The organism is Lentzea xinjiangensis, from assembly GCF_900110955.1.
Taxonomy (GTDB): domain Bacteria; phylum Actinomycetota; class Actinomycetes; order Mycobacteriales; family Pseudonocardiaceae; genus Lentzea; species Lentzea xinjiangensis.
In genome coordinates this window covers 15,371-39,983 of the sequence record NZ_FOFR01000027.1, presented here as the reverse complement: position 1 = coordinate 39,983, position 24,613 = coordinate 15,371, and the positions used below count along the sequence as shown (strand labels likewise).

Here is a 24,613-nt window from a genome sequence, read left to right as displayed (position 1 = left end):
GCGGCCCGGGTCGTCCGGGAAGGGACTACACGGTCACCCCGGACGGCGTGAGCGCGGCCGCGACGCTCGACCGCACGCCCAGCACGCTCAGCAGGCCCAGCACCCGCAGTGGCCGCAGCACCGCCGGGGTGGTCGCGACGACCGCGAGCGCGCTGCCACGCCGCAGGCACGTGTCCTGGCGGTCGAGCAACAGACCGATACCCCGCGCCCCGAGGAACCGCACGGCGGTCAGATCGACCACCACGGGCGCGGGCGGCTCGACCGCGCGCACCGCTGCGCTCAGGCAGTCGGCCAGCGGGTCCGCGGTCGAGCAGTCGAGCTCACCGGCGACGCGGACGATGACGGCGGCTCCCACTCGTTCGCTGGTGGCGCGGAAGGGGACTTCACCGTCGGTGAACACACAGACCTCCATATGGGACGGCACGACCGTCACAAGGGCTGTCTGCTCAACCCGCAGTCGACGGTAGCGCAGTCTGCGTGTGCTTGCGCTTCCGCGGTGCCCCTGGAGTGTGAACGGAGTGGAGGTTCCCGGGAACGGCCCCGTGGGAGGCCCGCGTAGCATCGGTCCCTGTGACCGGTTTCTTCCACGAGACCGCCTTCTACGGCTCCGACGACGACTTCCTCGCGCTGGTCGTGCCCTTCCTCGAGGAAGGCCTTCGCGCGGGCGAAGCGGCGTTGGTGGCGTGCACCGGCACGAACACCACGCTGCTGCGGGGCGCGCTCGGCCGCGACGCCGCCGTCATGTACCTGCCGGCCGCGGACCAGTACGCCCGCCCGTCCGACGCTATCGCCACGTATCGCGAACTTTTCCACGAGCACACCGACGCAGGCGCACGGCAGATGCGCGTAGTCGGGGACGTGCCGCATCCAGGCATGGGCGCGTCCTGGAACTGGTGGGCCCGCTACGAGGTCGCCGCGAACCGGGCCTTCGCAGACTTCCCGGTGTGGGGCCTGTGCCCGTACGACACCCGGACGACCCCCGCCGACGTGCTGGCCGACGTGGTCCGCATCCACCCGAACATCGCCACCGCCACCGGCGGGCACGAGGCGAACCCCGGCTTCCGCGAGGGCCACCCGTGCCCGGCGCAGACCCCGGACTCGCTGGAACGGGGCAGGCCGCTGCTCGAGCTCGTCAACCCGACCCCCGCCGCGGTGCGCGAGGCGGTCGGCGCGGCCATCACCGCGCTCGCGCTGACCGAGGACAACGCGCACGACGTGGTCTACGCGGCCAGCGAGGTCGTCACGAACGGCCTGACCCACGGCGTCGCGCCGGTGCGCGTACGGCTGTGGGCGGACTCGTCGCGCGTGGTCATGGCGGTGACGGACCAGGGGCCCGGCCCGTCGGACCCCCTGGCCGGGCTGCTGCCGACGACGGCGACCCGGTCGGCCGGCCTCGGGCTGTGGATCCTGCACCGCACGTGCGACTACGTGTCGATGGGGCGCGACGAGGACGGGTTCACCGTCCGGGTGAGCGTGGGCGGGACGGCCTGACGGCTCACCCGCCGTCCGACCCCCGGCGAGCCTCCACCGGCCGCTCCGCCCTGGGCCACACGTACGGCAGGTCGTCCGGCACGTCGGGGAAGAACCGCCGGTAGTAGGCGGGGTCCTTGCGCACCAGCGCCGACCGGTGGCTCCGGTGGAACGCCTGGTCGCCCAGCCACCACGGCAGCTCGCCGGCGTCGGCCAGCTCGTCCTGCGTCCGCACGGCGGTGATCCCGCGGGCCGCGGCCAGATCGGACCTCATCGTGGCCTCGCACGTGTCGGAGAACCCGGAGATCCGCCATTGCGCGCACATCTCCAGGCCGTACCGCACGAGCGCCTCCTCGTACCCGGCCCACATCTTCACCGCGGGGTGGTGGCGCCAGCCGTGGCCGGGCACCACCAGCGCGCGGTGGACCTGGAGCGTCTCGACCCGCTGCTTGCCGAGCCGCCGCTGGTCCAGCACGCGGGCCGAGGCGGTGAAGTCCGGGAACGGCAGGAAGGTCTGCATGGGCTCAGAGCACGTACCTGGCCGCCTGGGCGGCCACCGCCTGGTCGACGTGCACCTCGTACCGCTGGGCCTGCAGGGTCATGACGCTCGAGAAGTCGCGCCGACCGCGGGTGCTCCAGTGCGCCACGAAGCCGAAGACCGCACCCCAGAACGCGCCGATCACCAGGCTGATCAGGAGGAACCACAGCCACCCCGAACCGGCGGTGAACAGGCCGAACAGCAGTCCGATGAACACACCGAACCAGGCGCCGCTCGCCGCTCCCGCGAGCGCCGCGCGGCCCCGTGTCATCCGGCCCGTCACCTGCTCGACCGTGCGGACACCGTCTCCGATGATCCGCACGCTCTCCACCGGGAAGCCGTCGTCGGACATCCTGTCGACCAGCCGCTGGGCCTCGACGTAGTCGGCGAAGCTCGCCAGCACGCTGGACTCGGTCCTGGCCGTCACCTCGTGCTTGATTTCCACACCCGTCGTCTACCCGCGATCAGGACTCCCGACACCACCAGCAGCAGTCCCGACCCGAGGAAGGCGAGGTCGTACGCCAGCTGGTCCGGTCCGGGACGCACGTGGTGGATGCCCAGGACCAGGTGGTCGACCACGCCCTCCACCAAGTTGAACACGCCCCAGCCCGCGAGGATCCCGCCGAGCAGCACCCGTTCGGGTAGCGGTGCGGTGCGGTTGAGCAGCGCCACGCCGATCAGCACGATGACGAGGCACAGCAGGTGGAACAGCCCGTCGCCGACCATCATCAGCTGCATGTCCGAGCTCGGGTACCAGCCGGAGAGCATGTGGTGCCAGCCCAGGAGCTGATGCACCACGATCCCGTCGATGAACCCGCCGATCCCCACTCCGAGCACGACCGCGGCCTTCATCCGATCACCGTCCTCACGAGCAGGAACAGGTTCAGCGCGGAGATCACCAGCGCCGCCACCGCGCCGATCGCCGTCACCGCGCGCCGGTTCGCCGATGCTCCCATGACGTCGCGGCGACGGGCCAGCAGCACCATCGGCACCAGGGCGAACGGGATGCCGAACGACAGCACGACCTGGCTCATCACCAGCGCCTTCGTCGGGTCGACGCCGATGCCCAGCACGACCAGCGCCGGTGCCATCGTCACGGCTCTGCGCAGCCACAGCGGGATGCGGCGGCGCAGGAAGCCCTCCATCACGACCTGGCCGGAGTAGGTGCCCACGCTGGACGCGGCGAGACCGGAGGCGAGCAGCGCCAGCGCGAACGCCAGTGCCGCGCCCGGCCCGAGCAGCTGCCCGAGGCCGGAGTGCATGTCCTCGAGCGACTCCCGCGGGGCGCCGGCCTGGTGGAACGCGCCGGCCGCGACCACGAGCATGCTGACGTTCACCGCCCCGGCGATGCCCAGGGCGACGAGGATGTCGGCCCGGCTCGTCCGCAGGACACCGCGCAGGTCGCCGGGCCGGTGGTGGCGCTGCGTGAGCGCCGAGTGCAGGTAGATCACGTGCGGCATGACCGTGGCACCGAGCATGCCGGTGGCCAGCAGCACGCTGTCCACCCCCGCGAACCCCGGCACCAGACCGGCCGCCGCGCCGGTCAGGGGCCCGAGGTGCAGGGTCTGGTACAAAAACCCGCCGAGCACGACGGCGAGCAGGCCGATGATCACCGACTCGAACCGGCGGCGCCGCAGCGGAGCCAGCGCGAGGATGCCGAACGACACCACCGCGGTGATCATGGCGGCGGGCAGCAGCGGCACGCCGAACAACAGGTTCAGCGCGACCGCCGCTCCCACGAACTCCGCCAGGTCGGTGGCCATCGCCACCAGCTCCGCCTGCACCCACAGCAGCCGGGTCACCGGCCGCGGGTAGTGCTCGCGGCAGAGCTCGGGCAGGTTGCGGCCGGTCACGATGCCGAGCTTCGCCGACTGGTACTGGATGAACATGGCCAGCGCGCTGGCGCTGACGATTACCCACAACAACAGGTATCCGTGCGTCGCGCCGCCCGCCATGTTGGTCGCGAAGTTGCCGGGGTCGACGTACGCGACCGCGACGACGAACGCGGGGCCCATGACGACGGCCGCCGACCGGACGCGAGCTGGCACCGTGATGCCGACCATCTGCTGGTCCTCCTCAGGTGAGCTTGCGGATGGCCTTCTCGATCAGCCCGAGGTTCGCCGGGCTGGTGGCGTAGAGCAGCGGGTCGGGCGCCGGTGCGGACGCCTTGCCCCCCAACGGCTCCGGGTCCATCACGTAGGAGAACTCGTGCGCGCCGTCCGGGGTGGTGCCGGACGCCCAGCCGCCCTCGGCGCCCGCGGGCCCGTCGGAGTTGTGCCAGATCGTGCTGGCGTGCTCGGCGTACTCCTCGTCGAACAGCGCGCTCGGTGAGATCGGGCCTTCGAGGCCGTCCTCCTGCAGCTCCTCGATCGCGGCGAGCCACATGTTCTGGTGGGCCGTGTCGCGGGCGAGGTTGAACTTGAGCATGTCCCGCACGCCCGTGTCGTCGGTCATGTTGTAGAGCCGGGCCGTCTGCAGCCTGCCCTGCGCCTCCGCCGCGACGTTCGCGCGGAAGTCGGCCATGAGGTTGCCGCTGGCCACGATGAAGCGGCCGTTCCACGGCACGCCGTTGCTGTCGGACAGCGTGGGCCCGCCGCCGCTCACGATGGCCTGCTGCGGGTCCATCCCGCCGATCACCGCCGCGATGACGGGGTCGTCGGCCACCGCCTTCGCGGTCACCTCGGACGGCGCGCCCTCGAGCAGACGCGCGACCATCGTCGCGAGCATCTCGACGTGGCCGATCTCCTCGGTGGCCACGTCCATGATCAGGTCCTTGTACTTGCCCTCCATCCGGCAGTTCCAGCCTTGGAAGAGGTATTGCATCGTCACGGTCATTTCGCCGTACGCGCCGCCGATGAGCTCCTGGAGCTTGCGCGCGTAGTGCGCGTCCGGGCGGTCGGGCTTCGCCTCGAACTGCAACCTGCTGGTGTGCAGGAACATCTCGCCTCCCGTGTGCTGTGGGGTCGAGAGCGAAGCTAGGCGGCGGCCGTGACTCGAACGGCTCGATCGCGGCACCCGCACGACACGACCGCGTCACCGCCGCTGGTCAGGACAGAGCAATTTCGCGGCGAGGTGTGTGAGTGCGCAATAACAGGGCACTCGGCCTCGCATGACGGGGTTGCACATCCAGCTACTCGACGGCTTCCGGTTGGACTGCGAGCACAGTCCGGTCCACGTCGTTCCCGGCGCGCGCCGGCTTCTCGCGCTGCTGGCCCTGCGCGAGGGCCCGGTGCCGCGGCCGGTCGCCGCGACGCTGCTGTGGCCGGGTGCGACCGAGCGACGCGCGGCCGCCTGCCTGCGGTCGACGCTGTGGCGGCTGGTCAAACCGGCGACGCCGCTGGTCGTCGCCACCGAGGACGCGCTCGCCCTCGGCCGGGAGGTCGAGGTCGACTTCCGGCGGGCAACCGCCGTGGCCGAGGCGCCCGGCGCGAGTCCCGAGGCCCTGGCGCTGTTCAAGGCCGACCTGCTGCCCGGCTGGTGGCAGCCGTGGGTGCAGGCCGAGCGCGAGTGGTGGCGGCAGGCGCGGTTGCGCGCGCTGGAGGCGCTCAGCGAGCGGTTCCGGTCGGACGGAGACCGCCACCACGCGCACCAGGCGGCGCTCGCGGCCGTGCAGACCGATCCGTTGCGGGAGAGCGCACACCGGACGCTGGTCGAGCTGCACCTCGCCGACGGCAACCCGGCGCAGGCCGTCCGCCAGTACCAGACCTACCGGACGCAGCTCCGAGCCGAGCTGGGCATGGAACCGTCCCCCCACATTCACGAGCTCGTGCGAACGTTGCTGCGCTGAGGTTCGAGGTACGCCCGTTCGGGCTACTCCCCCCGGCATGGACCACAGCAGAGCACCGGTGCTGGAAGCGTTGCAGGAGTTCCACGAGCGCGGCTACGTGCCGTTCACGCCGCCGGGACACCGCCAGGGCAAGGGCGTCGACCCCAGAGTCCTCGACGTGCTGGGCCGGGAGGTGTTCGAGGCCGACGTGGTGGCGGTCAACGGTCTCGACGACCGGCTCATGCGCGGTGGCGTCGTGGAGCACGCGCAGGAGCTGATGGCGGACGCGGTACACGCCGAGCACGCGTTCTTCTCCACGTGCGGCAGCTCGTTGTCCGTCAAGAGCGCGATGCTGTCGGTGGCCGGGCCGCACGAGAAGCTCATCGTGCCGCGGCACGCGCACAAGTCCGTGGTGTCGGCCCTGATCCTGAGCGGCGTCGCGCCGGTGTGGATCAGCCCGAACTGGGACGCCGAGCGGCACCTGGCCCACCCGCCGAGCCCGGACCGGGTGCGCGAGCTGTTCGAGGCCGAGCCGGAGGCCAAGGGCATGTTGCTGGTCACGCCGACCGACTACGGCACGTGCGGTGACATCCGGGCGATCGCGGACGTGTGCCATTCCTTCGGCAAGCCGTTGATCGTCGACGAGGCGTGGGGCGCGCATCTGCCGTTCCACGGTGAGCTGCCGCCGTGGGGTATGGACGCGGGCGCCGACGTGGTCGTGACGAGCGTGCACAAGTCCGGCGCCGCGGTGGAGCAGAGCTCGGTGTTCCACCTGCAGGGTGATCTCGTGGACCCGGCCGTGCTCAAGTCGCGTGAGGACATCCTCGGCACGACCAGCCCGAGCTCGCTCGTCTACGCGACCCTCGACGGCTGGCGCCGGCAGATGGTGCAGCACGGCGAGAAGCTGCTGACCGCCGTGCTGGCGCTGGCCGAGTCGACCCGGTCCGCCATCGACGACCTGCCGGGGCTGCACGTCATGCGGTTCGACGACCTGGTGGACTCGGCCGACCCGCTGAAGATGGTCATCGACGTGTCCGGGCTGAACATCAGCGGCTACCAGGCGACGGACTGGCTGCGGGAGAACCGGCGCATCACCCTCGGTCTCTCCGACCACCGCCGGGTCGTCGCCCACTTCACCCACGCCGACGACCCCGAGACGGCGAAGGTGCTCGTCGACGCGCTGAGCGCGCTCACGAAGGCCGACCTGCCCACGCCGAAGCCCGTCGACCTGCCCTCTCCCGACGAGCTGCAGCTGGAGACGGCGATGCTGCCGCGCGACGCGTTCTTCGCGGAGGTCGAGCAGGTGCCGGCGGAGCGGGCGGCGGGGCGGATCGCCGCGGAGATGATCACGCCTTACCCGCCGGGCGCGCCCGCCATCCTGCCCGGTGAGGTGATCACCACCGAGGTGCTGGACTACGTGCGCAGCGGGCTCGCGGCCGGCATGGAGCTGCCGGACCCGTCCGACTCGGAGCTCGAGACCATCCGGGTGGTGGCGAGGAAGAAGAGCTGACGACGACGCACGGGAACGCCGGCCGGGCAGCTCACGCCCGGCCGGCGTTCCCGTGCGGCGCGGTGGTCAGGTTCCCCGGCCCGTCTTCTCCTGCAGCCGGTCGATGAGCTGGGACGCCTCGACCTTGGTCAGCTCGCCCGGCACCTCCTCGCCCGCTTCCTGGGCGAGGGTGTTCAGGTAGGACTCCTGCGGGCCGGTCATCGGCTCGTCACCGGTCGTCCAGTCCTGCGGGTCCTTCTCCGGCGTGCGGTTCACGATCGTCCCCTTTCACTCGAACGCCCGTTCGAGATACCCAGGACGACAGCGGGTCAACCACCCAACGCGACATCACCGGGTCGCGAGGGACGCGGCACGTGCACAGGGGTCAGCAGGTGGTGGGCGACGGTCAGCAACGTCCGCGCCTCCATGCACTCGCCGTAGCCGAGGTGGTCGTCAGCGGCCTCGACGCACGCGCGGACCTGGGCCGGTACGACGGCCTCCGCGGCCGCGCACCGGGCGAGCGCGGTGCTCAGCACCTCGCGGGCGTGCTCCACCTCGCTGTCGCGGAGCGCGGCGCAGACGGCGTCGTCGAGCTTCTCCAGCGCGGTCGCGCGCAGCCCGCGCGGTGCCTTGCCCCCGAGTTCGGTGGTCATGGTCATCACCTGCCTCCACAGCCGGACACGGCGCGCCGGCTGCTTGACGCTCGGCGTCAGACTACCCGCACCGAGCCCCCTCCACCGGGGCTGCACCGCGCGTGACTACGGTGGCGGGATGCGTGCGACCTGGCGTGAGAACAACGCGCGGCGGTGGATCTCCGAGCTGTCCGACCGGATCGGGATGGCGGGCTGGACGGCCCTCGCCCTGACACCCGCGCTCGCCGCCGAGGTCGACCAGCACGCCGCCGCGGTGCGCGACATCCTCCTGCTCGGCGTGGAGGGCGCCGGCGCGGTGGGCGCGGTCGTGCTCCTCGCCTCCTACGGGCGCGGGCTGCTGCACGACAACCCGGCGTGGTCCCCCACGTCCTGGCTCGGCGTCCGGCTGATGGCGGTCTGCCAGTTGGCGCACGTGCACGACCTGAAGCCGCTGACCCGCGAACCGCTTTCCGGGCTCATGTGAAAAACGGGGCGCACCGGCGTGCGCCCCGTTCGTCAGCCTTCCGCTCAGCGGTCCTCGGGCCTCCGCGCGCCGAGCACCGGGTCCTCCACCGGCACCTGCCGCGGCGCGACCGGCACGGCCGTGGTCTCCGCGGTGGTGTCCGCACCGGCCCGGACCGCGTCCTCACGACCGCGCCGGTAGGCCTCCGCCTGGGCCTGCGCCTGCGGCAGCTCCTGCTCGGCCCGGCCGAGCAGGAGCTCCCACCGCTGCTGCATCGGCCGGATGAGGCCGCCGCCCGCGCCGACGACGATCACGCCGCCGACCGTGGCGAGCACCGCGATGAGCACCGGGGTCGTCACCGTGGTGGCGACGCCGATCTGGTTCAGCGCCGCGATGATGCCGAGTGCCCAGATGAACACCGACGCGATGTTGGCGAGCACCCGCCCGTAGGACAGACCGCCCAGCGCGCCGCCGATGAAGTCCTTGACCGCACTGGCGATCGCGCCCGCCACGACGACGATGATGATCGCGACCGCGGCCCTCGGCAGCCACGCCACGATGCCGGTCAGCAGCTCGGAGACGGGGTTGGGGCCCCACACGCCGAACGCGATCTGCAACGTGATCAGCAGCAGCGCGTAGTAGACCAGCTTCGCGATCAGGTCGGAGGCGTCGTACTTGCTCCGCGCGAGCATCTGCCGCACGCCGCCGCGCTCCACGAGCCGGTCGAAGCCGACGCGTTCGAGCACCTTGTCCACCAGCTTCGCCACCGCCTTGGCGACGAACCAGCCGATCAGGAGGATGAGCAGGAACGCCGCCAGTTTGGGCACGAACGTCGCCACGGCCCGCCAGGCGTCGGTGAGCCCTTGTCCGAAGTCCATGTCGAACTCCCTTCGCACGGGCGCCCGACAGGGTCACCCGCACCAGGCAATACCCGGCGCGGGTGGTCCTCACACGGATTTCACGACGCGGGGCGCAGCTCGCGATCACACGCCACGAGGTGTTCCCACGTCCGGCCCCGCTGACTGGGAGGCGCGGACCCGTCCGCGGTGCACACCGGGTACACCAGGCCGTAGGGAACCGGTTGATCGAATTCGTCACCAGTGCGGACGTCGATCAAATGACGCACGTGTGCCATCACAACCACTCCCTCGCGTGTGAGCGGTGGAACCTGTGGGGTTTGGGATCAACGAATACCCCGTGAGCAGCACGAACATTCGCCATGGCGTTGCGACATAAGGGTGAAGGTATGTCCTAAGTGGACTAACTCGCTGAAACCACGAGGGTGAGGGTCCCGTCGTGCGGGACGGTCAGGATCTGCAGGCGGCGGCCGGGGTAGGTGATCGAGGACGCCGTCCGCAGCCGCGGTTCGAGGGTCCTGGCCCAGTCGAACCGCACCACCACCCGCCCACGGGTGAGCGTGAGACCGCGCGCGTCGAGCACCACGGTGTCGGAATCGCGTACCACCAAAGGAATCTGCTCCGTCGCGGCCGAAGTCGCCCGCACCGACCGCACGATCCGATCGCCCACCGCCACCTCGGTCACGACCGACCCGGACGGCGTGCGGTAGCGGAACCGGTACGGCTCGCCACCGAGGAACTCGGCCTGCTGCGGCCCGTTCGAGTCCGGCACCTGGCCGGGAAGGACGGTCGCCCAGCACGCGTGGTTGTTGTTGTTCATGGACTGCACGAGTGTGCCCGCCACCGGGTGCCACAGGAACGTGAGCCCGGTGCGCGCCAGCGAGGTCGCCCGCCGGGCGCCGAAGTACCCGCCGACGTAGAACTTCGGCCGGCGCACGAACAGGAAGTCCTGCCCCTGGTCGCTGCGCCGCTCGGTGAAGTGCGCGCGGTGCTGGGGAAGGCGGGCGATCGCGGCCGTCCTCTCGGCACGGCTCGGGTACCGCTCGCCGTAGATCGCGTGCGTCAGGACCCGCGGTGAGGTGTCCGGCTTGACCAGCGGCGGCACGGGAGCCGGGTCGGCCGCCCAGGCGGTCCGCGCCGCGGCCAGGTCCTCCCGGCTGGACAGGAACGCGGCTAGGTCCGGCACCACCGGGACGAACTGGTTGTTCAGCGCGGTCCGCTCGGGATCGGGCCGCACGTCCGCGTAGAACCGGGACGAAGTCCGCGAGTTCGGCGCGATGTTCGCGAACCAGCCGGAGCCGTCGGGTTCGCGCAGCAGGTTGTAACCGAGCCACTCGGTGTACCGGCGCGCCATCGCGACGAGGGTCGCGTCGCCGGTCTGCCGCCACGCGTCGGCCATCTCCGGCAGCATCACCTCGAAGTTGTAGTTGGTGTCCGCGCCGCTCTCCTCGTAGAAGAACCCGGCGGGGCTCTGCCCGGTCGCGGCGAGGCGGGTGAACGCCTCGGTCAACCGTTGCCGCAGCAGGGTGTCCGGGTCTTGCTTCAGCGCGAGCGCCGCGCCGGCGAGCCCGGCGGTCGTCTGGTTCGCCCAGGTGAGCGGCGACTGCCAGACGGTGTCGTTCGACGGGTCGAGGAACCACGTCATCGCCCGCCGCAGCGCCGCGCTGATCTGGGCCTGCCGCCCCGGCAGCACCCCCGCGCGGCGCAGCAGGGCGTTCGTCTTGCTCAGGTAGCCCATGCCGAACCCGGTGGCCGCGAGCGAGTGCTGGGTCGCCGAGTACTCCGGCCACGAGCCGTCGGCGTGCTGGAGCCCGAGGTAGTGGCCGAGCCCGGCGTCCAGAGCCGAGACGAGGTTCGCGTTGCCGCGGTACGGGTTCCACGGCCGGGACTGGGTCGCGAACCACGCCAGCGTGTAGACGTGCTCCTGGACACGGGCGTTGTACGGGGCGTTGGGGCTGCGCCACCAGCCCCCGGCGAAGAAGCCGTCGCCGGTCATGTCGGCGACCATCGGCGAGACCAGCATCAGGTACTGCGCGAACCGTTGTTCCTCCGGCGCGAACGAGCGCCGGTCGGGTGTGACGGGCGGGGGCGCCGGCAGGGCGAGTGCGGCTGACGGCATGGTGGCGAGCAGTCCGATCGCGGTGGCACCGGTGATCAGGCTGCGACGGCTGAATGCGTTCACGGGCCTACCTCCTTGGCGGAGCACCCTCGCTCGCCCGGCAGCGCCCGTCAAGATGCTAATTCGAATTATTACAGGGTTGACGGCAGGCACGACGCTGACGCAGACTCCCTGCCGATTCGAATTGGCAGGTGCTCATGGCCAAGAGGCTCACCCAGCAGGACATCGCGCGGATGGCGGGCGTCAGCCAGGCCACGGTGTCCTTGGTGCTCAACAACCGGCAGGACGCGGGCGTCCGCATCGCGCCGGAGACCCGCGCGCGGGTGCTGGAGGTGATCCGCCGGACCGGCTACGTCGCCAACCCGATCGCGCGCAGGCTGCACGACCACCGCAACCGCATCCTCGGCGTGTTCACCTATGAGGCCGTGTTCCCGAGCACCCGCGCGGACTTCTACCAGCCGTTCCTGGAGGGCATCGAGGAGCAGGCCGAGGAGGCCGGCTGCGACCTGCTGCTGTTCACCAGCGCCAGGGCCGCGGGGGGCAAGCGGCGGATCTTCAACGACGACAGCAGGATCCGGCTCGCCGACGGGTGCGTGCTGCTCGGCCGCACGGTCGACCGCGACGACCTCGCCCAGCTCGTCGCGGAGGCCGTCCCGTTCGTCTCGATCGGCCGCCGCGACGACGCGGGCGGCCCGGTGCCGCACGTCGGCGCCGACTACCCCGCCGCCGTGCGCGACCTGGTGGACCGCGCGGTCGCCCTCGGCCATCGCCGGTTCGCCTACGCCGGCGCCGGAACGGGCGCGGAGTCCTCAGCCGACCGGTTGCGCGGTTTTCAGGCAGCCGTTGCGGCACATGGCGTCGAGGGCACGCACCTGCCGTTCGCCGGGCTCGGCCAGCTGCTCGGCTCCGGCGTCACGGCGGTGCTCGCCGAGGAGGTCTCCGACGGCGCCGAGCTCGTGCTCGCCGCCCGCGAGCGCGGCTTGTCGGTCCCCGGAGACCTCTCCGTGCTCACGCTCGGCGCGGCGACCCGGCCGGCGCAGGAGGACGTGGCGCTCACCGGGTTCCACATCCCCCGGCGCGAGATGGGCCGGCGCGCGGTGCAGGCGCTGACCGAGGTGCTGGAGCACGGCACCACCCCGCAGGAGCTGCTCGCCTGCGAGTTCGTCGAGGGCACGACGCTCGGCCGCGCCTGAGCCCGTTGCCCACCGTCCCCGAGGAACCCGATTCGCTCGGTTGATCAGGAGGAACCTGGTGCAGGACAACACAGACGCCGTCATCGTCGGCGGCGGGCTCGGCGGGGTCGCCGCCGCACTGGCGCTGCTGCGCGCCGGCCGCCGGGTCGTGCTCACCGAGGAGTTCGACTGGCTCGGCGGGCAGCTCACCAGCCAGGCCGTGCCGCCAGACGAGCACAGCTGGGTCGAGCGCTTCGGCGTCACCGCGAGCTATCGGGCGTTGCGCGACGGCATCCGCGACTACTACCGCCGCCACTACCCCCTCACCGCGCGGGCACGGGCATGGCGCGAGCTCAACCCCGGTGCGGGCAACGTGAGCCGGCTCTGCCACGAACCGCGCGTCGCCGTCGCCGTGATCGACGAGATGCTGGCGCCGTACCGGGGCAGCGGCAGGCTCACCGTCCTGCAGCCCTGCCGGCCGGTCTCCGCGCGCACCGACGGCGACCGGATCGTGTCGGTCACCGTCGAGCACCGCGGCGAGCACGTCGAGCTGTCCGCGCCGTACGTACTCGACGCGACCGAGACCGGTGAGCTGCTCCCGCTGGCGGGCGTGGAGTACGTCACCGGCTTCGAGTCCGCGCTGGACACCGGCGAGCCGAGTGCGCCCGAGGTGGCGCAGCCGGCGAACATGCAGGCCATGTCGGTGTGCTTCGCGATCGACCACGTCGACGGCGACCACACGATCGACAAGCCGGCCCGGTACGACTTCTGGCGGAACTACCAGCCGTCCTACTGGGGCGACCGGATGCTGTCGTTCCGCTCCCCCGACCCGCGCACGCTGACCACCGCCGAACGCACCTTCACGCCGAACCCGGACGACGACCCGCTGACGGTCGTCTCCGACCAGCGGCTGTGCGCCGGCGACAGCAACCTCTGGACGTTCCGGCGCATCGCCGCGCGGCGCAACTTCGTCGACGGCGCGTACGACAGCGACATCTGCCTGGTCAACTGGCCGATGATCGACTACTTCGAGTCGCCCGTGATCGACGTACCGGACGCCGGCGCGCACGTCGCGGCGGCACGCGAGCTCTCGCGGTCGGTCCTGTACTGGTTGCAGACCGAGGCTCCGCGGCCGGACGGCGGCACCGGCTTCCCCGGCCTGCGGCTGCGCGGTGACGTCACCGGCAGCGCGGACGGCCTCGCCCAGGCGCCCTACATCCGGGAGTCGCGGCGGATCAGGGCCGAGTACACCATCGTCGAGCAGGACCTGTCGCTCGCCGTGCGCGGCGACAAGGGCGCGGTGCGGCACGCCGACGCCGTAGGGGTCGGCATGTACCGCATCGACCTGCACCCCTCGACCGGCGGTGACAACTACCTCGACGTCGCGAGCTGCCCGTTCGAGATCCCGCTGGGCGCGCTGCTCCCCGTGCGGGTGGACAACCTCCTGCCCGCCGGCAAGAACATCGGCACCACCCACATCACCAACGGTTCCCACCGGCTGCACCCGGTCGAGTGGAACGTCGGCGAGGTCGCGGGCGCGCTCGCGGACTTCTGCCTGGCGCACCGAGTCACCCCTCGCGCGGTGCGCAACACCCCCGGCCTGCTCGCGGACTTCCAGCAGCGGCTGGAACGCGACGGGGTCGAGCTCCGCTGGCCGGACGTGTCCGGCTACTGACGCAGGGAGACAACGATGTCGAGACTTACCGCGTTGATCGTCGCCGCACTGCTCGCCCTCACCGCGTGCAGCGGCTCCACGGCCCAGTCCGGCCCGAAAACGCTGCGCATGACCGTGTGGACCGCCAACGAGGCGCATCTCGGGCTGCTCAACGAGATCGCCGCCGAGTACCGGGCGGCGCACCCGGACGTCACCGAGATCAAGTTCGACTCGATCCCGGCCGACGGCTACACCACGACGCTCACCACGCAGATCGCCGGCGGCAACGCGCCCGACCTCGCGTGGATCCTGGAGGAGTCGGCGCCGGACTTCGTCTCCTCCGGTGCGCTCGCGCCGATCAAGGCCGAGATCGAACAGGCCGGCGAGCTGGTGCCGTCGGCGACGAAGCTGTGGGAGAAGGACGGCGAGCTGTTCGCCTACCCGTTCTCCACCTCGCCGTTCGGGCTGTTCGTCAACACCGACCTCGTCGGACAGCTACCGTCGACCTGGGAGCAGGCGGTTGCGGCCTCGGCGGGCAAGAACCTGGTGCTGCCGGACTTCAAGTACCAGAACTGGGCGGTGCTGTCCGCGATCTGGCGCGGCTGGGGCGCGAACGCGTGGAGCGAGGACGGCAGGTCGTGCGGGTTCGCGAGCCGGGAGATGAAGGACGCGATGGCGTTCATCCACAGGGCGATCTTCACGGCCAAGGCGATCCCCGGCCCCGGCACGACGGTGGACTTCTTCGCGGGCAACGCCGCGATGGCGGTCAGCCAGATCTCCCGCGCGGGAGCGCTGAAGGACGCGAAGTTCGGCTGGACCCTGCTGCCGCTGCCGAAGGGCCCGAAGGGCGACTACGCGGTGATCGGCCAGGCGGGTGTCGGCGTGCTGAAGCGCTCCAAGAACGCCGAGGCGGCCGCGGACTTCCTCGGCTTCCTCACCAACGCGGCCAACTCGGCCAAGCTCGCGCAGTTCTTCCCGCCCGCGCGCTCCTCGCTGCTCAACGCCGAGACGCTCGCCAAGAGCAACCCGCTCATCAAGCCCGAGGCGCTGCAGTCGGTCGTGATCGACGGCATCGGCAAGGGCGTGGTGAAGCCGAGCCACCAGGGCCAGGAGGAGCTGAACCAGACGATCCGCGCCGCACTGGACCCGATGTGGAAGCCGGACGCCGACGTGGACAGCGTGCTCGACGGGGTGTGCGCGAAGATCAAGCCGCTGCTGGAGCGGTCGTGACGTTCTGGACGTACCGCAGGCGCGACAACCTCGTCGGCTACCTGTTCGTCGCGCCCGCGCTGCTGGGCAGCCTCGCGTTCGTGCTGATCCCATTGGGGATGGTCGGCTGGTACAGCCTCAACGAGTGGAACGTGCTCGGTGGGACGTTCGAGTTCATCGGCACGGAGAACTACGAACGGCTGCTCGCGGACGAGAAGCTGCGTGAGTCGCTGGTGGCGACGGCCTGGTTCGCCACCGGCCTGATGGTGCTGAACCTGTCGCTGGCCCTGTTGCTCGCGGTGCTGCTCAACCAGAAGCTGCGCGGCACCACCCTGTTCCGCACGTTGTTCTTCTCCCCCGTGCTGGTGTCGCTGGTGGCGTGGACGCTGGTGTGGCAGCTCATGCTGCAACCGGAGGGCAGCGTCAACGGGCTGCTCGGGCTCTTCGGCGCGGACGGCCCGAACTGGCTGCGCGGCGAGACCACCGCGATGGTGTCGGTGGTCGTCGTCCAGGTGGTCAAGAACGCCGGTCTCAACATGGTGCTGTTCCTCGCGGCGCTGCAAGGGGTGCCGGCGTCGCTGTACGAGGCGGCGAAGATCGACGGGGCCGGGCCGTGGACGCGGTTCCTACGCATCACGATCCCGTTGATCAGCCCGACGATCCTGCTCACGTCGATCATCACGATCGTCGGCTCGTTGCAGGTGTTCGCGCAGATCGCCGTGCTCACGCAGGGCGGTCCCGGCACGTCGACCACCGTGCTGATCTACTACCTGTACCAGCAGGCGTTCCAGTTCCACCACTTCGGCTACGGCGCGACGATCTCGGTGCTGCTGTTCGTCATCGTCGCCGCGCTGACCCTGTTGCAGTGGCGGATGCGCCGGAGGTGGGTGCTGCATGAGTCGTAAGGTCGCGCTCTACGGGTTGTTGTGCCTGCTGTGCGTGCCGTTCGTGTTCCCGACCTGGTGGATGGTCACCTCGTCGATGAAACCGATCAGCGAGATCTTCTCCGAGTCGCTGCTGCCGTCGGAGTGGACGTTCTCGACGTACTCGCAGGTGTTCCGGATGCAGCCGTTCGGTCAGCAGTACTGGAACAGCCTCTACATCGCGGTGATCGTCACGGCCGGCACGATGGCCGTCGCCGCGATGGCGGGCTACGCGTTCGCGCGCATCCGGTTCCCCGGTCAGAACGCGCTGTTCGTGGTGGTGCTGACCGGCCTGCTCATCCCGAGCGAGGTGACGATCGTGCCGCTGTTCCGGTTCTTCCAGTCGCTCGGGCTGACCAACACGCACTGGCCGTTGATCATCGTGCCGGTCCTCGGCGCGCCCTGCGTGCTGGCGATCTTCATCATGCGCCAGTTCTTCCTCGCGCTGCCACCGGAGCTCGAGGAGGCGGCGCGGATGGACGGGCTGGGCCGCGCCGGGATCTTCTGCCGGGTGGCGCTGCCGCTGGCCAGGCCCGCGCTGGGCGCGGTCGCGATCTTCACGTTCCTGCACTCGTGGAACCTCTACCTGGAACCGATCGTGTACCTGTCCACCCCGGACATGTACACGCTGCCGCAGGCGCTGACCCAGTTCGTCGACATCTACGGTGGTCCCATGTGGAACGTCCAGCTGGCGGCGGCGACGATGACGGCGGTGCCGGTCCTGGTGGTGTTCGTGCTCGCGCAACGGCAGTTCATCGAGGGTCTCGCGCACACGGGCGTGAAGGGGTGATCGATCCGGAGATCGCCGCCGCGGTCGACCTCACCCTGCCGCCCGTGCTGCCCTCGAACCTCGCCGTGGTCCGCGCGGGCGGCCGGGTCGTCACCGACGCCGAGCTCGCCAGAGGCGGCGCGGTGACGTTCGCCGAGAGCGACGCCGACGGCGTGCCCGTGCTCGTGCTGCGGCCTGCCGGCGCGTCCGGTCCCCCGGTCCTGCACCTGCACGGTGGCGGCATGGTCGCCGGTACCCGGCGCACGGACCTGCACGTGCTCGCGGAGTGGGTCACCGAGCTGGGCGTCGTGCTCGTGTCGCCGGAGTACCGGCTGGCGCCCGAGCACCCGCACCCGGCGCCGGTGCGCGACTGCTTCACCGTCCTGGAGTGGATGGCGCGCAACGGTTTCGGCTCCCCCGTCGTCGCGGGCACCTCGGCAGGCGGCGGGCTGGCGGCGGCGGTGACGCTGATGGCCCGCGACCTCGGCGGACCGGCCGTGCGCGGTCAGCTGCTGATGTGCCCGATGCTCGACGACCGGTGTGACACCCCGTCCAGCCACGAGTTCCCCGACGGCAACACGTGGGTGCGTGCGTCGAACATCACCGGGTGGACGGCGTTGCTCGGTGACGCGCGAGGCGGGCCGGACGTCTCACCGTACGCCGCACCCGCTCGAGCAACCGATCTCTCCGGTCTGCCACCGGCTTACGTGGACGTGGGCTCCGCGGACCTGTTCCGCGACGAGGCCGTCGACTACGCGGTCCGGACGTGGCGCGTGGGCGGGGACGCCGAGCTGCACGTGTGGCCTGGTGGCTGCCACGGGTTCGACCAGCTCGTGCCGGAGGCGGCGCTGTCGAAGCGCGCCCGAGCCGCGCGGATGGCGTGGCTCGGGCGCGTGCTCTACCGGTAGCGGGGGTGCGTGGTGTGCCACTCGAAGCCGCCGCCCATCCAGGCCCTCGTGCCCTTCAGGAAGCGGTGCAGCTCCAGCGACGGGATCGCGAGCAGCTGGCGGTGCCCCGCCTCGAAGTCGCGGACCAGCTGGTTGTGCAGCTCCACGGTCCGCTCGGTGGCCTCGGCGATCGAGCACCTCCGGTCGGCCGCGATCTGCAGCACCATGTTGCAGACCGGCTTCTCGTCGGCGGCGTCCTTCTCCACCGACACCAGGTCGTTCACGATCACCGAGGCCGTGCCCGCCGCCGTGAGCAGCTGCCGCACGCGCGGGTCGTAGTACAGCGGCGCGGGCAGCTCGTAGCCGCCGACGGCGTCGATCAGCGTCATCGACGTGTAGAAGGTGTCGTGCTGCCGGGTCGCGAGGTACTGCCACGCCGGCGGGTAGTCACCGGTGTGCCGCCACGCCGCGTAAGCCGACCAGGACACGAACATCGCGAACGTCGAGTAGCAGACCCGTTGCACGACGGTCGGCGTGCTGCGCGACGAGAGGTGCGCCATGCCCGACCGCAGGCCGACGAGCACCGGGTCGGCGGCCAGCGCCTCCTCCAGCTCGACGGTGAACTCGGCGGCGGGTGCGACCGGGTCCATCGCGGCCATCGCCAGTGCCAGGCGGGGCGGGAGCTCGGCCGGGACGGCACCCATCTCGGTGCTGTCGGCGTAGAGGTCGTCGGCCGCCCACCACGCCGCGTTGAGCTTCGCGGCGATCAGCAGCTGCTCGACGTCGTCGGTGTCCACGTGGGTCAGCACGGCGAGCCGGCCGAACATGCCGCCCAGGAACCGCTCCGGCTCCGCGAACCCGCACTCGCCCGCCCAGGTGACCAGGCGCTCGTCCACGGCGGCGGCCAGCAGGGCGTCCTCCCGCTCGACCACCGGCACGTACAACGGCGGCGCCGTGCCGTCGCCCCACGGGCGTTCCGCGTAGCCGGGTTCCGGCGGCGCCGTGACGGCCTCGGGCCGCCCGAGCCGGGCAGCGGAGGTGCCCAGCCCGGACGGCCCGGAGAGGAGGCCTCTCATGTCAGCCACGATCTCCATCAGATCCTGTCGGCCGCGATCAGCAGGTAGTGGAAGCTGCCTTCCTTGTACGCCGTCAGGAACGGGTCCTCGATGCCGGTCGCGACCGACGACTTCGCCCGCAGCTCCCAGTACGGGATGGTGTCCGGCGTGAGGTCGATGACGCTGATCGGCACGAACCCGTTGTCCGCCAGCGCCTTGAAGTACGCGCTGCGCGGGTGGATGTTGCAGATGTAGTGCTGGTCGATCTGGCTCACCGCGCGCGAACGGCCGCCCGTCAGGTCGTTGTAGCACCCGGTGATGCAGACGTACCGGCCACCGGGCGCGATCAGCCGCGCGAACTCGCCGTAGAGCTGCTGGAGGTCCACGTACATCGTGGTCTCGTTGGTCCAGATGCCGGTGAACGAGCCCGTCTCGAAGCCGGTGTCGAGCATGTTCTTGAAGTGGAACCGGACCTGGTCCGCGACACCGCGCTCCCTGGCCTGCTCGTTGGCGAACGCCACCTGCTGCTCGGAGATGCTGACGCCGTCGACCTGGACGCCGAACCGCGCGTTGGCCATGAAGCTCGTGCCGCCGCGGCCGGAACCGCCGTCCATCAGATGACCGCCCGCGGGCACGGTGCCGAACGCGTCGAGCAGCACCTCCGCCTGTGCCGTCTCCAGCCGGTGCATCTCGGCGATGATCGCCTTGTCGCGCACCTCGGCGGGGGCCTCCAGCACCGCCGGGTCGTACTGCCCGAGCCCGTAGTGGTGGTGGTAGAGCCCGTCCACCTCACCGAGCTTGATGTTGACCGGGTCCTTCTCCCTGTTCCAGTAGTCCGCGACGGAACGCTGGTAGTCGGTGCGCAGAACCGGCTTCACAGTGGGGCTCGCCATGACCTGAGTGGCTCCTGTTCGTGGTGATGCTCGCTGCCGAACAGCATTGACCTTTGCAGCATTCGGCCCAATCGGCGATCCACCGTTCAGGCTTGGTTCGGTCACGAACGGGTACCCCGGGAGATGCTCCCGGTTGCACGCCTTAGTGCGCGCGACCGGGTCCGCGTCACCTCTTTCGTGGGTTTTCCGCGCCCGACCGGATGATCGGGGACGGCCGCGGTCCACCTCAACGGCCAAGTCGTGACGACGGCTCCGGCACTACCTCTCGACGGCGGCGGACCTCAGTGCCCGCACCTCGTCCCGCAACGCCATGACCTCCCGCAGCAACAGGTCGTCGTGGGAGCCGGAGCGCTGGGCGGGCAGCGTGATCTCCTCCTGCATCGCGCTGCACACCACCGCGATGAACAGGTTGAGCATCGTGAACGACCCGACCAGCAAGTAGATCAGGAAGAAGACCCAGGCGAACGGCTTCTCGTCCATCAGGTCGCGCATCACGTCGGACCAGCCGTCGCCGGTGGTGATCTGGAACAGCGTCAGCAGGGTCGGTCCCAGGCCGGAGAAGCGCGGGTCGCCGGTGTCGCCGAACAGGTTGCTCGCGATCACGCCGCCGACGTAGACGAGCAGCACCAGCAAGCCCGACAGCGAGACCAGCCCGGGGATCGACCGCACCAGCGCGGTGACGACGCGGCGCATGCTCGGCACCATCGCGACGAGCCGCAGCGCGCGCAGGATCCGGAGGCTGCGCAGCACCGCCAGCGGGCCCGCGGCCGGGATGAGCGCGACGGCGACGACCACGAGGTCGAAGACGTTCCACGGGTCGCGGAAGAACCTCCGGCCGGACGCGTAGAGCCGCGCGGCCAGCTCCACCGCGAAGATCGCGAGCGCGACGTGGTCGATCGCCGCCAGCACGGGACCGAACCCCGCGTGCAGGACCGTCGACGTCTCGGCACCGAGCGTGATCGCGTTGACCACGATCACGCCGAGGATGAACATCTGGAACCGGTTGCTCTCCACAACCGAGCCCACGCGGGCGCGCAGCATCTTCACTCTCCTGGCACAGGGGTTGTGCAAGCTATCGGCCGTGGAGGTGGTCCAACTGTTCACCCGGTCGTGTTGATCAGCTCCAGCCGGCTGGCGGTGCGGGCGAGGTCGCGGAGCTCACCGCCGACGATCTCACCGCCGATGATCTCGCGCAGCGGGTGGTCGCTCACCAGCGTCAGCCGCACGTCCGCGTCGACCAGGACGTCCACGACGTTCGCGAACCGTTGCCGCGCCTCGCGGTCGGCGGTCCGCAGCCGCGGCACGTTCATGATCACCCAGTCGCGGAAGCGGCCGGCGAGCGCCAGGTAGTCCCGCGTCGAGGTGGGTGTCGCGCACAGGTCGCCGAAGTCGAACCAGACCTGGCCGCCCGCGACTCCGAGCGCGGTGATCGCCCGCCCGCCCACGTCGAGCACCACGGGCTCGCCCGGTGCCTCGGCGTGCGCGCGGACCTCACCGGTCTCGAACCGCGACCTCGCGCGGCCGCGCACGAGCCGGTAGTCGACGTCACCGGTGAGCTCGACGGTGTCCATGAGCTGCTCGACCAGCGCGATGCCCGGCAGGAAGAGGTGGTGGTAGAGCGGGTCGGGCAGCAGCCCGTCCGGCGGGTAGTTGGAGGTCGCGATGATCATCACCTCCCGCTGTCGGAGCTCCTCCAGCAGCCGGGTCATCAGCATCGCGTCGCCGACGTCGTGCAGGTGGAACTCGTCGAACGCGAGCACCTCGGCCCGTCCGAGCAGCTCCCGCACGGCCTTCGCGACCGCGCCGCGCCGGTGCAGCCGCTGCGAGATCCGCTCGTGCAGCTCCTGGAAGAACGCGTGGAAGTGCACCCGCCGCTTGGTCCGCACCGGCAGGACGTCGAAGAGCGCGTCCGCGAGGAAGCTCTTCCCCCGCCCGACCGGCCCGTGCAGGTAGACCCCGCGGCGCCGCTGTCCCAGCTCCGCCAGCCGCGCGACGGCAGCGAGCTGGGCGTCGTCCAGCTCGTAGCCCGTGCCGGACACCCGGTCGAGCAGCCTGGCGTGAAGATCCACTGTTCCCCCCGCCCCAGCTTACGATCGTGCCCGTGAGCAATGTCGAGACCGAGCCCGCCGAAGTGACGTGCGCCTCCTCCCCCGGCGGCGTGGAGGTCCTGCCCCCGCGGGACGTGCCCCTGGGCGGCCCGCGCGCGATGCGGGTGCGCCGCACGCTGCCCCAGAAGCAGCGCTCGCTGATCGGCGCCTGGTGCTTCTGCGACCACTACGGCCCCGATGACGTGAGCATGGACGTGGCCCCGCACCCGCACACCGGCCTGCAGACCGTGAGCTGGCTCTTCACCGGCGAGATCGAGCACCGCGACAGCCACGGCGTCCACGCGCACGTGCGCCCCGGCGAGCTCAACCTGATGACCGGCGGCCGCGGCATCGCCCACTCAGAGGTGTCCACCGCGGCCTCGGCCGTGCTGCACGGCGTGCAGCTCTGGCTGGCCCTGCCCGACGCCCACCGCGACGCCCCGCGCGACTTCCAGCACCACGTCCCCGCGGCGGTCGAGGTGAACGGTGCCTCGGTGCGCGTCTTCCTCGGCTCGCTGGCCGGCTCGGCCTCGCCGGTGGCCACGTTCACGCCCGTGCTCGGCGCGGAGGTCGTCCTGCCCGCCGGCACGGAGCTGACCCTGGCCGTGTCCGAGTCGTTCGAGCACGGCGTCCTGCTCGACACCGGCGACGTCACCGTCGGCGGGACCGCGCTGGCCCCCGGCGAGCTGGGCTACGCCGGCACCGGCCGCCCGGAGCTGGCGCTCGCGACCCGCGAGGGCGCGAGGGTCGTGCTGCTCGGCGGCGAGCCGTTCGGCGAGGAGATCGTGATGTGGTGGAACTTCGTGGGGCGCACGCACGAGGAGATCGCGGCCTACCGGGACGAGTGGCAGGCCGGGACCGACAGGTTCGGCCGGGTGGAGGGCTACGACGGCGGCCGCTTGCCCGCGCCGCCCCTGCCCGGCGGCAGGTTGCGTCCGCGTGGCAACCCGGCCTGACGACGTCCGGGCAGTCGAATTCGACACCGGCACAATTCGCATCACTGGCTGTGCTCAATCCACTACACAAAGCGCCTCAGGACTACGCCGAATGGCGGCCGGAAGAGGACCAAGAGGGCCACTCTGTCCGATTCATCACTTTTCGAAGCTGTCCGTAACGAGACAGAGCCTGAACAAACACGCAGGTCAGCGGATTCAGTGACGCAAATCTCAAGCGGAAGTTACGCCTGGATGCCGGAAGTCATACTTCGGGCCCATTGAAAATCACGGTCCGATCGCATTTCCTGATCGAGGCATCCACGGAGGTTGCCACGCGTCTAAGGGGGCATGAAGAACGTGACACGAGTGGGCGCCGAGTCCGTTTTTGCGTTCATCGCGCCGTCCGGGCGTCCCATGCCCGTCGACGTCGAGCTGGGCTACCGCGCCGACGACCCGCACGCGGTGACCATGACGTTCCGCATGGGCAGCCAGGAGACCGTGTGGCTCGTCAGCCGCGACCTGCTCGCCGACGGCCTGATCACCACGAGCGGCACGGGCGACGTGCGGCTGCGCCCGCACAACTCGACTACGGCCGTGCTGGAGCTGCAGTCCGACGTCTCGCACGCCGTCTTCCACGTGCGCTCCTCGGAGCTGCAGGAGTTCCTGAACTCCACCTACGACGTGGTCGCCCCCGGCTGCGAGAGCGACTACGTCGACTTCGACGCCGAGCTGCGCAAGCTCCTCGACTGACTCAGAGCGGCTTCACCCGAACGTGCCCGTTCATGGAGTGCGAACAAGTCATACGTTCGAGCTCGTGACCGTCATGACTTCCACCGCGTACAGCAGGGACCTCGGCGACGAGCTCCGCCGCCTGAGGCAGAGGTGCACCGGCCTGCGCGGCCGCGGCCTGGCCCACCGGCTGGGCTGGGACCCGAGCAAGGTCTCCACCCTCGAGCACGGCAAGCTCAGGGCCAGTGAGGTCGACCTGGCCCAGTACGTCACCGCCTGCGGCAAGGACACCGGCTACCTGGAGGACTTCCTCCGCCGCTACCGCCACGCCTTCGACCCGTACGTGGTCCAGGCGCCGGACGAGGTCCGCACCATCGCGATGTCCGAGGCGGTCGCCACGAAGATCACCGCCTACGACGTCATGACCGTGCACCCGCTCCTGCGGACGCCGGCCTACGCGGAGGCCCTGCACGTGGCCACCGGCCGCGCCCCGCGGGAGGACTGCGAGGCGGGCCTGCGGCTGCGGGTCGACAGGCAGTCGGTCCTGCGGCGGCCGAACCGCCCCGAGTGCCTCTTCTACCTGCACGAGCGGGCGCTGGACACGGTGCTCGGCGACGCCGGGGTGATGGAGGACCAGTACCGCGCCCTCCTGGCCGACTCGAAGATCGTGCGCATCGTGCCCTCGGGCTCCACCGCGGCGGCCCTGCACCCGTCCTGCGCGCTCCTGGAGTTCGAGAACGCCCCGCCCGTGCTCTGCGCGGAGTCCGACCTCGCCACGCTCTTCGCCCAGGACGAGGAAGCCGTGGAACGCGGCCGGGCCCTCTTCGACCTGCTGGAGTCGCTGGCGCTGACCGAGGCGCAGTCCCGCCGCAGGATCTCCGAACACCTGTCCGCCCTCCGCCGCGAGCAGGGCGCACAGGTGCACACGTTGGTCACCCACCAGCTCTGAGCCCGGACGGCGTCGGT

The 24,613-nt window shown here is 70.8% G+C and carries 27 protein-coding genes; 13 read left to right on the top strand and 14 right to left on the bottom strand.

From position 1 onward, the window contains the following. Positions 1-25 precede the first annotated feature (25 nt). A complete protein-coding gene (locus BMW88_RS36420; RefSeq protein WP_177221586.1) occupies positions 26-400 on the bottom strand; it encodes an anti-sigma factor antagonist in 375 nt (124 codons plus the stop codon). A gap of 170 nt (positions 401-570) precedes the next feature. On the opposite strand from BMW88_RS36420, the gene BMW88_RS36415 reads away from it, so the two are divergent. Next, entirely contained in the window at positions 571-1,491 is a 921-nt protein-coding gene (locus BMW88_RS36415; protein ID WP_089960233.1) for a sensor histidine kinase, read from the top strand. A gap of 4 nt (positions 1,492-1,495) precedes the next feature. Here BMW88_RS36415 and BMW88_RS36410 read toward each other — a convergent pair whose 3' ends face one another. From BMW88_RS36410 to BMW88_RS36390, 5 genes are read right to left on the bottom strand one after another with little or no spacing between them, the layout of a single operon-like run. Beyond that, entirely contained in the window at positions 1,496-1,990 is a 495-nt protein-coding gene (locus BMW88_RS36410) for an MSMEG_6728 family protein (protein ID WP_089960230.1), read from the bottom strand. A 4-nt stretch (positions 1,991-1,994) separates the two neighbouring features. Then, entirely contained in the window at positions 1,995-2,453 is a 459-nt protein-coding gene (locus BMW88_RS36405; protein WP_245778303.1) for a general stress protein, read from the bottom strand. Then, complete coding sequence (locus BMW88_RS36400; protein WP_089960227.1) at positions 2,432-2,860, bottom strand: DUF2243 domain-containing protein; 429 nt, start codon at positions 2,858-2,860, stop codon at positions 2,432-2,434. Before BMW88_RS36400 ends, BMW88_RS36405 begins: the two co-directional genes overlap by 22 nt. Continuing rightward, positions 2,857-4,071 (bottom strand): Nramp family divalent metal transporter, encoded by a 1,215-nt coding sequence (locus BMW88_RS36395; RefSeq protein ID WP_089960224.1) that lies wholly within the window; start codon positions 4,069-4,071, stop codon positions 2,857-2,859. The genes BMW88_RS36400 and BMW88_RS36395 overlap by 4 nt, the downstream gene beginning before the upstream one ends. A 13-nt stretch (positions 4,072-4,084) precedes the next feature. Further along, positions 4,085-4,948 (bottom strand): manganese catalase, encoded by an 864-nt coding sequence (locus tag BMW88_RS36390; RefSeq protein ID WP_089960222.1) that lies wholly within the window; start codon positions 4,946-4,948, stop codon positions 4,085-4,087. Between the two features lie 169 nt (positions 4,949-5,117). Here BMW88_RS36390 and BMW88_RS36385 point away from each other — a divergent pair, with 169 nt between their 5' ends. Both BMW88_RS36385 and BMW88_RS36380 read left to right on the top strand, forming a co-directional pair. Continuing rightward, entirely contained in the window at positions 5,118-5,795 is a 678-nt protein-coding gene (locus BMW88_RS36385; RefSeq protein ID WP_089960219.1) for an AfsR/SARP family transcriptional regulator, read from the top strand. Positions 5,796-5,832: 37 nt separating this feature from the next. Next, positions 5,833-7,284, top strand: a complete 1,452-nt coding sequence (locus BMW88_RS36380) for an aminotransferase class I/II-fold pyridoxal phosphate-dependent enzyme (protein ID WP_089960217.1) — start codon at positions 5,833-5,835, stop codon at positions 7,282-7,284. Positions 7,285-7,350: 66 nt separating this feature from the next. Here BMW88_RS36380 and BMW88_RS36375 read toward each other — a convergent pair whose 3' ends face one another. Together BMW88_RS36375 and BMW88_RS36370 are read right to left on the bottom strand one after the other, a co-directional pair. Then, positions 7,351-7,539 carry a DUF3072 domain-containing protein gene (locus BMW88_RS36375; RefSeq protein ID WP_089960214.1) on the bottom strand — a complete coding sequence of 63 codons (189 nt, stop codon included), beginning with the start codon at positions 7,537-7,539 and terminating at the stop codon, positions 7,351-7,353. 53 nt (positions 7,540-7,592) lie between these two features. Continuing rightward, positions 7,593-7,916, bottom strand: a complete 324-nt coding sequence (locus tag BMW88_RS36370) for a hypothetical protein (protein WP_143116425.1) — start codon at positions 7,914-7,916, stop codon at positions 7,593-7,595. 118 nt (positions 7,917-8,034) lie between these two features. Between BMW88_RS36370 and BMW88_RS36365 the strand changes: the two genes are divergently transcribed. Further along, a complete protein-coding gene (locus tag BMW88_RS36365) occupies positions 8,035-8,379 on the top strand; it encodes a DUF6401 family natural product biosynthesis protein (protein ID WP_089960210.1) in 345 nt (114 codons plus the stop codon). Positions 8,380-8,423: 44 nt separating this feature from the next. Here BMW88_RS36365 and BMW88_RS36360 read toward each other — a convergent pair whose 3' ends face one another. Next, the gene (locus BMW88_RS36360) at positions 8,424-9,236 is read right to left on the bottom strand and encodes a mechanosensitive ion channel family protein (RefSeq protein ID WP_089960207.1); all 813 of its coding nucleotides are present in this window, start codon (positions 9,234-9,236) and stop codon (positions 8,424-8,426) included. Positions 9,237-9,618: 382 nt separating this feature from the next. Then, positions 9,619-11,397 carry a hypothetical protein gene (locus BMW88_RS36350; RefSeq protein ID WP_089960200.1) on the bottom strand — a complete coding sequence of 593 codons (1,779 nt, stop codon included), beginning with the start codon at positions 11,395-11,397 and terminating at the stop codon, positions 9,619-9,621. A 134-nt stretch (positions 11,398-11,531) separates the two neighbouring features. Here BMW88_RS36350 and BMW88_RS36345 point away from each other — a divergent pair, with 134 nt between their 5' ends. The 6 genes from BMW88_RS36345 to BMW88_RS36320 are packed head-to-tail and all read left to right on the top strand — an operon-like array spanning position 11,532 to position 17,969. Next, entirely contained in the window at positions 11,532-12,527 is a 996-nt protein-coding gene (locus tag BMW88_RS36345) for a LacI family DNA-binding transcriptional regulator (RefSeq protein WP_089960198.1), read from the top strand. Between the two features lie 58 nt (positions 12,528-12,585). Further along, positions 12,586-14,181, top strand: a complete 1,596-nt coding sequence (locus BMW88_RS36340) for an FAD-dependent oxidoreductase (RefSeq protein ID WP_281249500.1) — start codon at positions 12,586-12,588, stop codon at positions 14,179-14,181. 15 nt (positions 14,182-14,196) lie between these two features. Next, on the top strand, positions 14,197-15,390 hold the full coding sequence (locus BMW88_RS36335) for an ABC transporter substrate-binding protein (protein ID WP_089960195.1): 1,194 nt from the start codon (positions 14,197-14,199) through the stop codon (positions 15,388-15,390). Next, positions 15,387-16,274 carry a carbohydrate ABC transporter permease gene (locus BMW88_RS36330; RefSeq protein ID WP_245778302.1) on the top strand — a complete coding sequence of 296 codons (888 nt, stop codon included), beginning with the start codon at positions 15,387-15,389 and terminating at the stop codon, positions 16,272-16,274. Before BMW88_RS36335 ends, BMW88_RS36330 begins: the two co-directional genes overlap by 4 nt. Next, positions 16,264-17,082: a carbohydrate ABC transporter permease gene (locus BMW88_RS36325; RefSeq protein WP_089960190.1), complete on the top strand. Its 819-nt coding sequence runs from the start codon at positions 16,264-16,266 to the stop codon at positions 17,080-17,082. The genes BMW88_RS36330 and BMW88_RS36325 overlap by 11 nt, the downstream gene beginning before the upstream one ends. Beyond that, positions 17,079-17,969, top strand: coding sequence for an alpha/beta hydrolase (locus BMW88_RS36320; protein WP_089960188.1), 891 nt, complete (start codon positions 17,079-17,081; stop codon positions 17,967-17,969). Before BMW88_RS36325 ends, BMW88_RS36320 begins: the two co-directional genes overlap by 4 nt. On the opposite strand, the gene BMW88_RS36315 is transcribed toward BMW88_RS36320, so the two are convergent. The 4 genes from BMW88_RS36315 to zapE form a co-directional block, all read right to left on the bottom strand. After that, on the bottom strand, positions 17,960-19,024 hold the full coding sequence (locus tag BMW88_RS36315; RefSeq protein WP_245778301.1) for a family 2 encapsulin nanocompartment cargo protein terpene cyclase: 1,065 nt from the start codon (positions 19,022-19,024) through the stop codon (positions 17,960-17,962). The two genes, BMW88_RS36320 and BMW88_RS36315, sit on opposite strands and share 10 nt — an antisense overlap. A gap of 17 nt (positions 19,025-19,041) precedes the next feature. Further along, entirely contained in the window at positions 19,042-19,896 is an 855-nt protein-coding gene (locus BMW88_RS36310; protein ID WP_089960183.1) for a geranyl diphosphate 2-C-methyltransferase, read from the bottom strand. Positions 19,897-20,154: 258 nt separating this feature from the next. Then, a complete protein-coding gene (locus tag BMW88_RS36305) occupies positions 20,155-20,937 on the bottom strand; it encodes an ion transporter (protein WP_089960396.1) in 783 nt (260 codons plus the stop codon). Between the two features lie 59 nt (positions 20,938-20,996). After that, the gene (zapE, locus tag BMW88_RS36300) at positions 20,997-21,965 is read right to left on the bottom strand and encodes a cell division protein ZapE (protein WP_218148349.1); all 969 of its coding nucleotides are present in this window, start codon (positions 21,963-21,965) and stop codon (positions 20,997-20,999) included. A 32-nt stretch (positions 21,966-21,997) separates the two neighbouring features. Here zapE and BMW88_RS36295 point away from each other — a divergent pair, with 32 nt between their 5' ends. The 3 genes from BMW88_RS36295 to BMW88_RS36285 all read left to right on the top strand — a co-directional run bounded on the left by BMW88_RS36295 (position 21,998) and on the right by BMW88_RS36285 (position 24,596). After that, positions 21,998-22,939: a pirin family protein gene (locus BMW88_RS36295; RefSeq protein ID WP_089960389.1), complete on the top strand. Its 942-nt coding sequence runs from the start codon at positions 21,998-22,000 to the stop codon at positions 22,937-22,939. A 327-nt stretch (positions 22,940-23,266) separates the two neighbouring features. Next, complete coding sequence (locus BMW88_RS36290; protein WP_089960180.1) at positions 23,267-23,668, top strand: SsgA family sporulation/cell division regulator; 402 nt, start codon at positions 23,267-23,269, stop codon at positions 23,666-23,668. A 73-nt stretch (positions 23,669-23,741) separates the two neighbouring features. After that, complete coding sequence (locus BMW88_RS36285; RefSeq protein ID WP_245778307.1) at positions 23,742-24,596, top strand: helix-turn-helix domain-containing protein; 855 nt, start codon at positions 23,742-23,744, stop codon at positions 24,594-24,596. Positions 24,597-24,613: the final 17 nt, after the last annotated feature.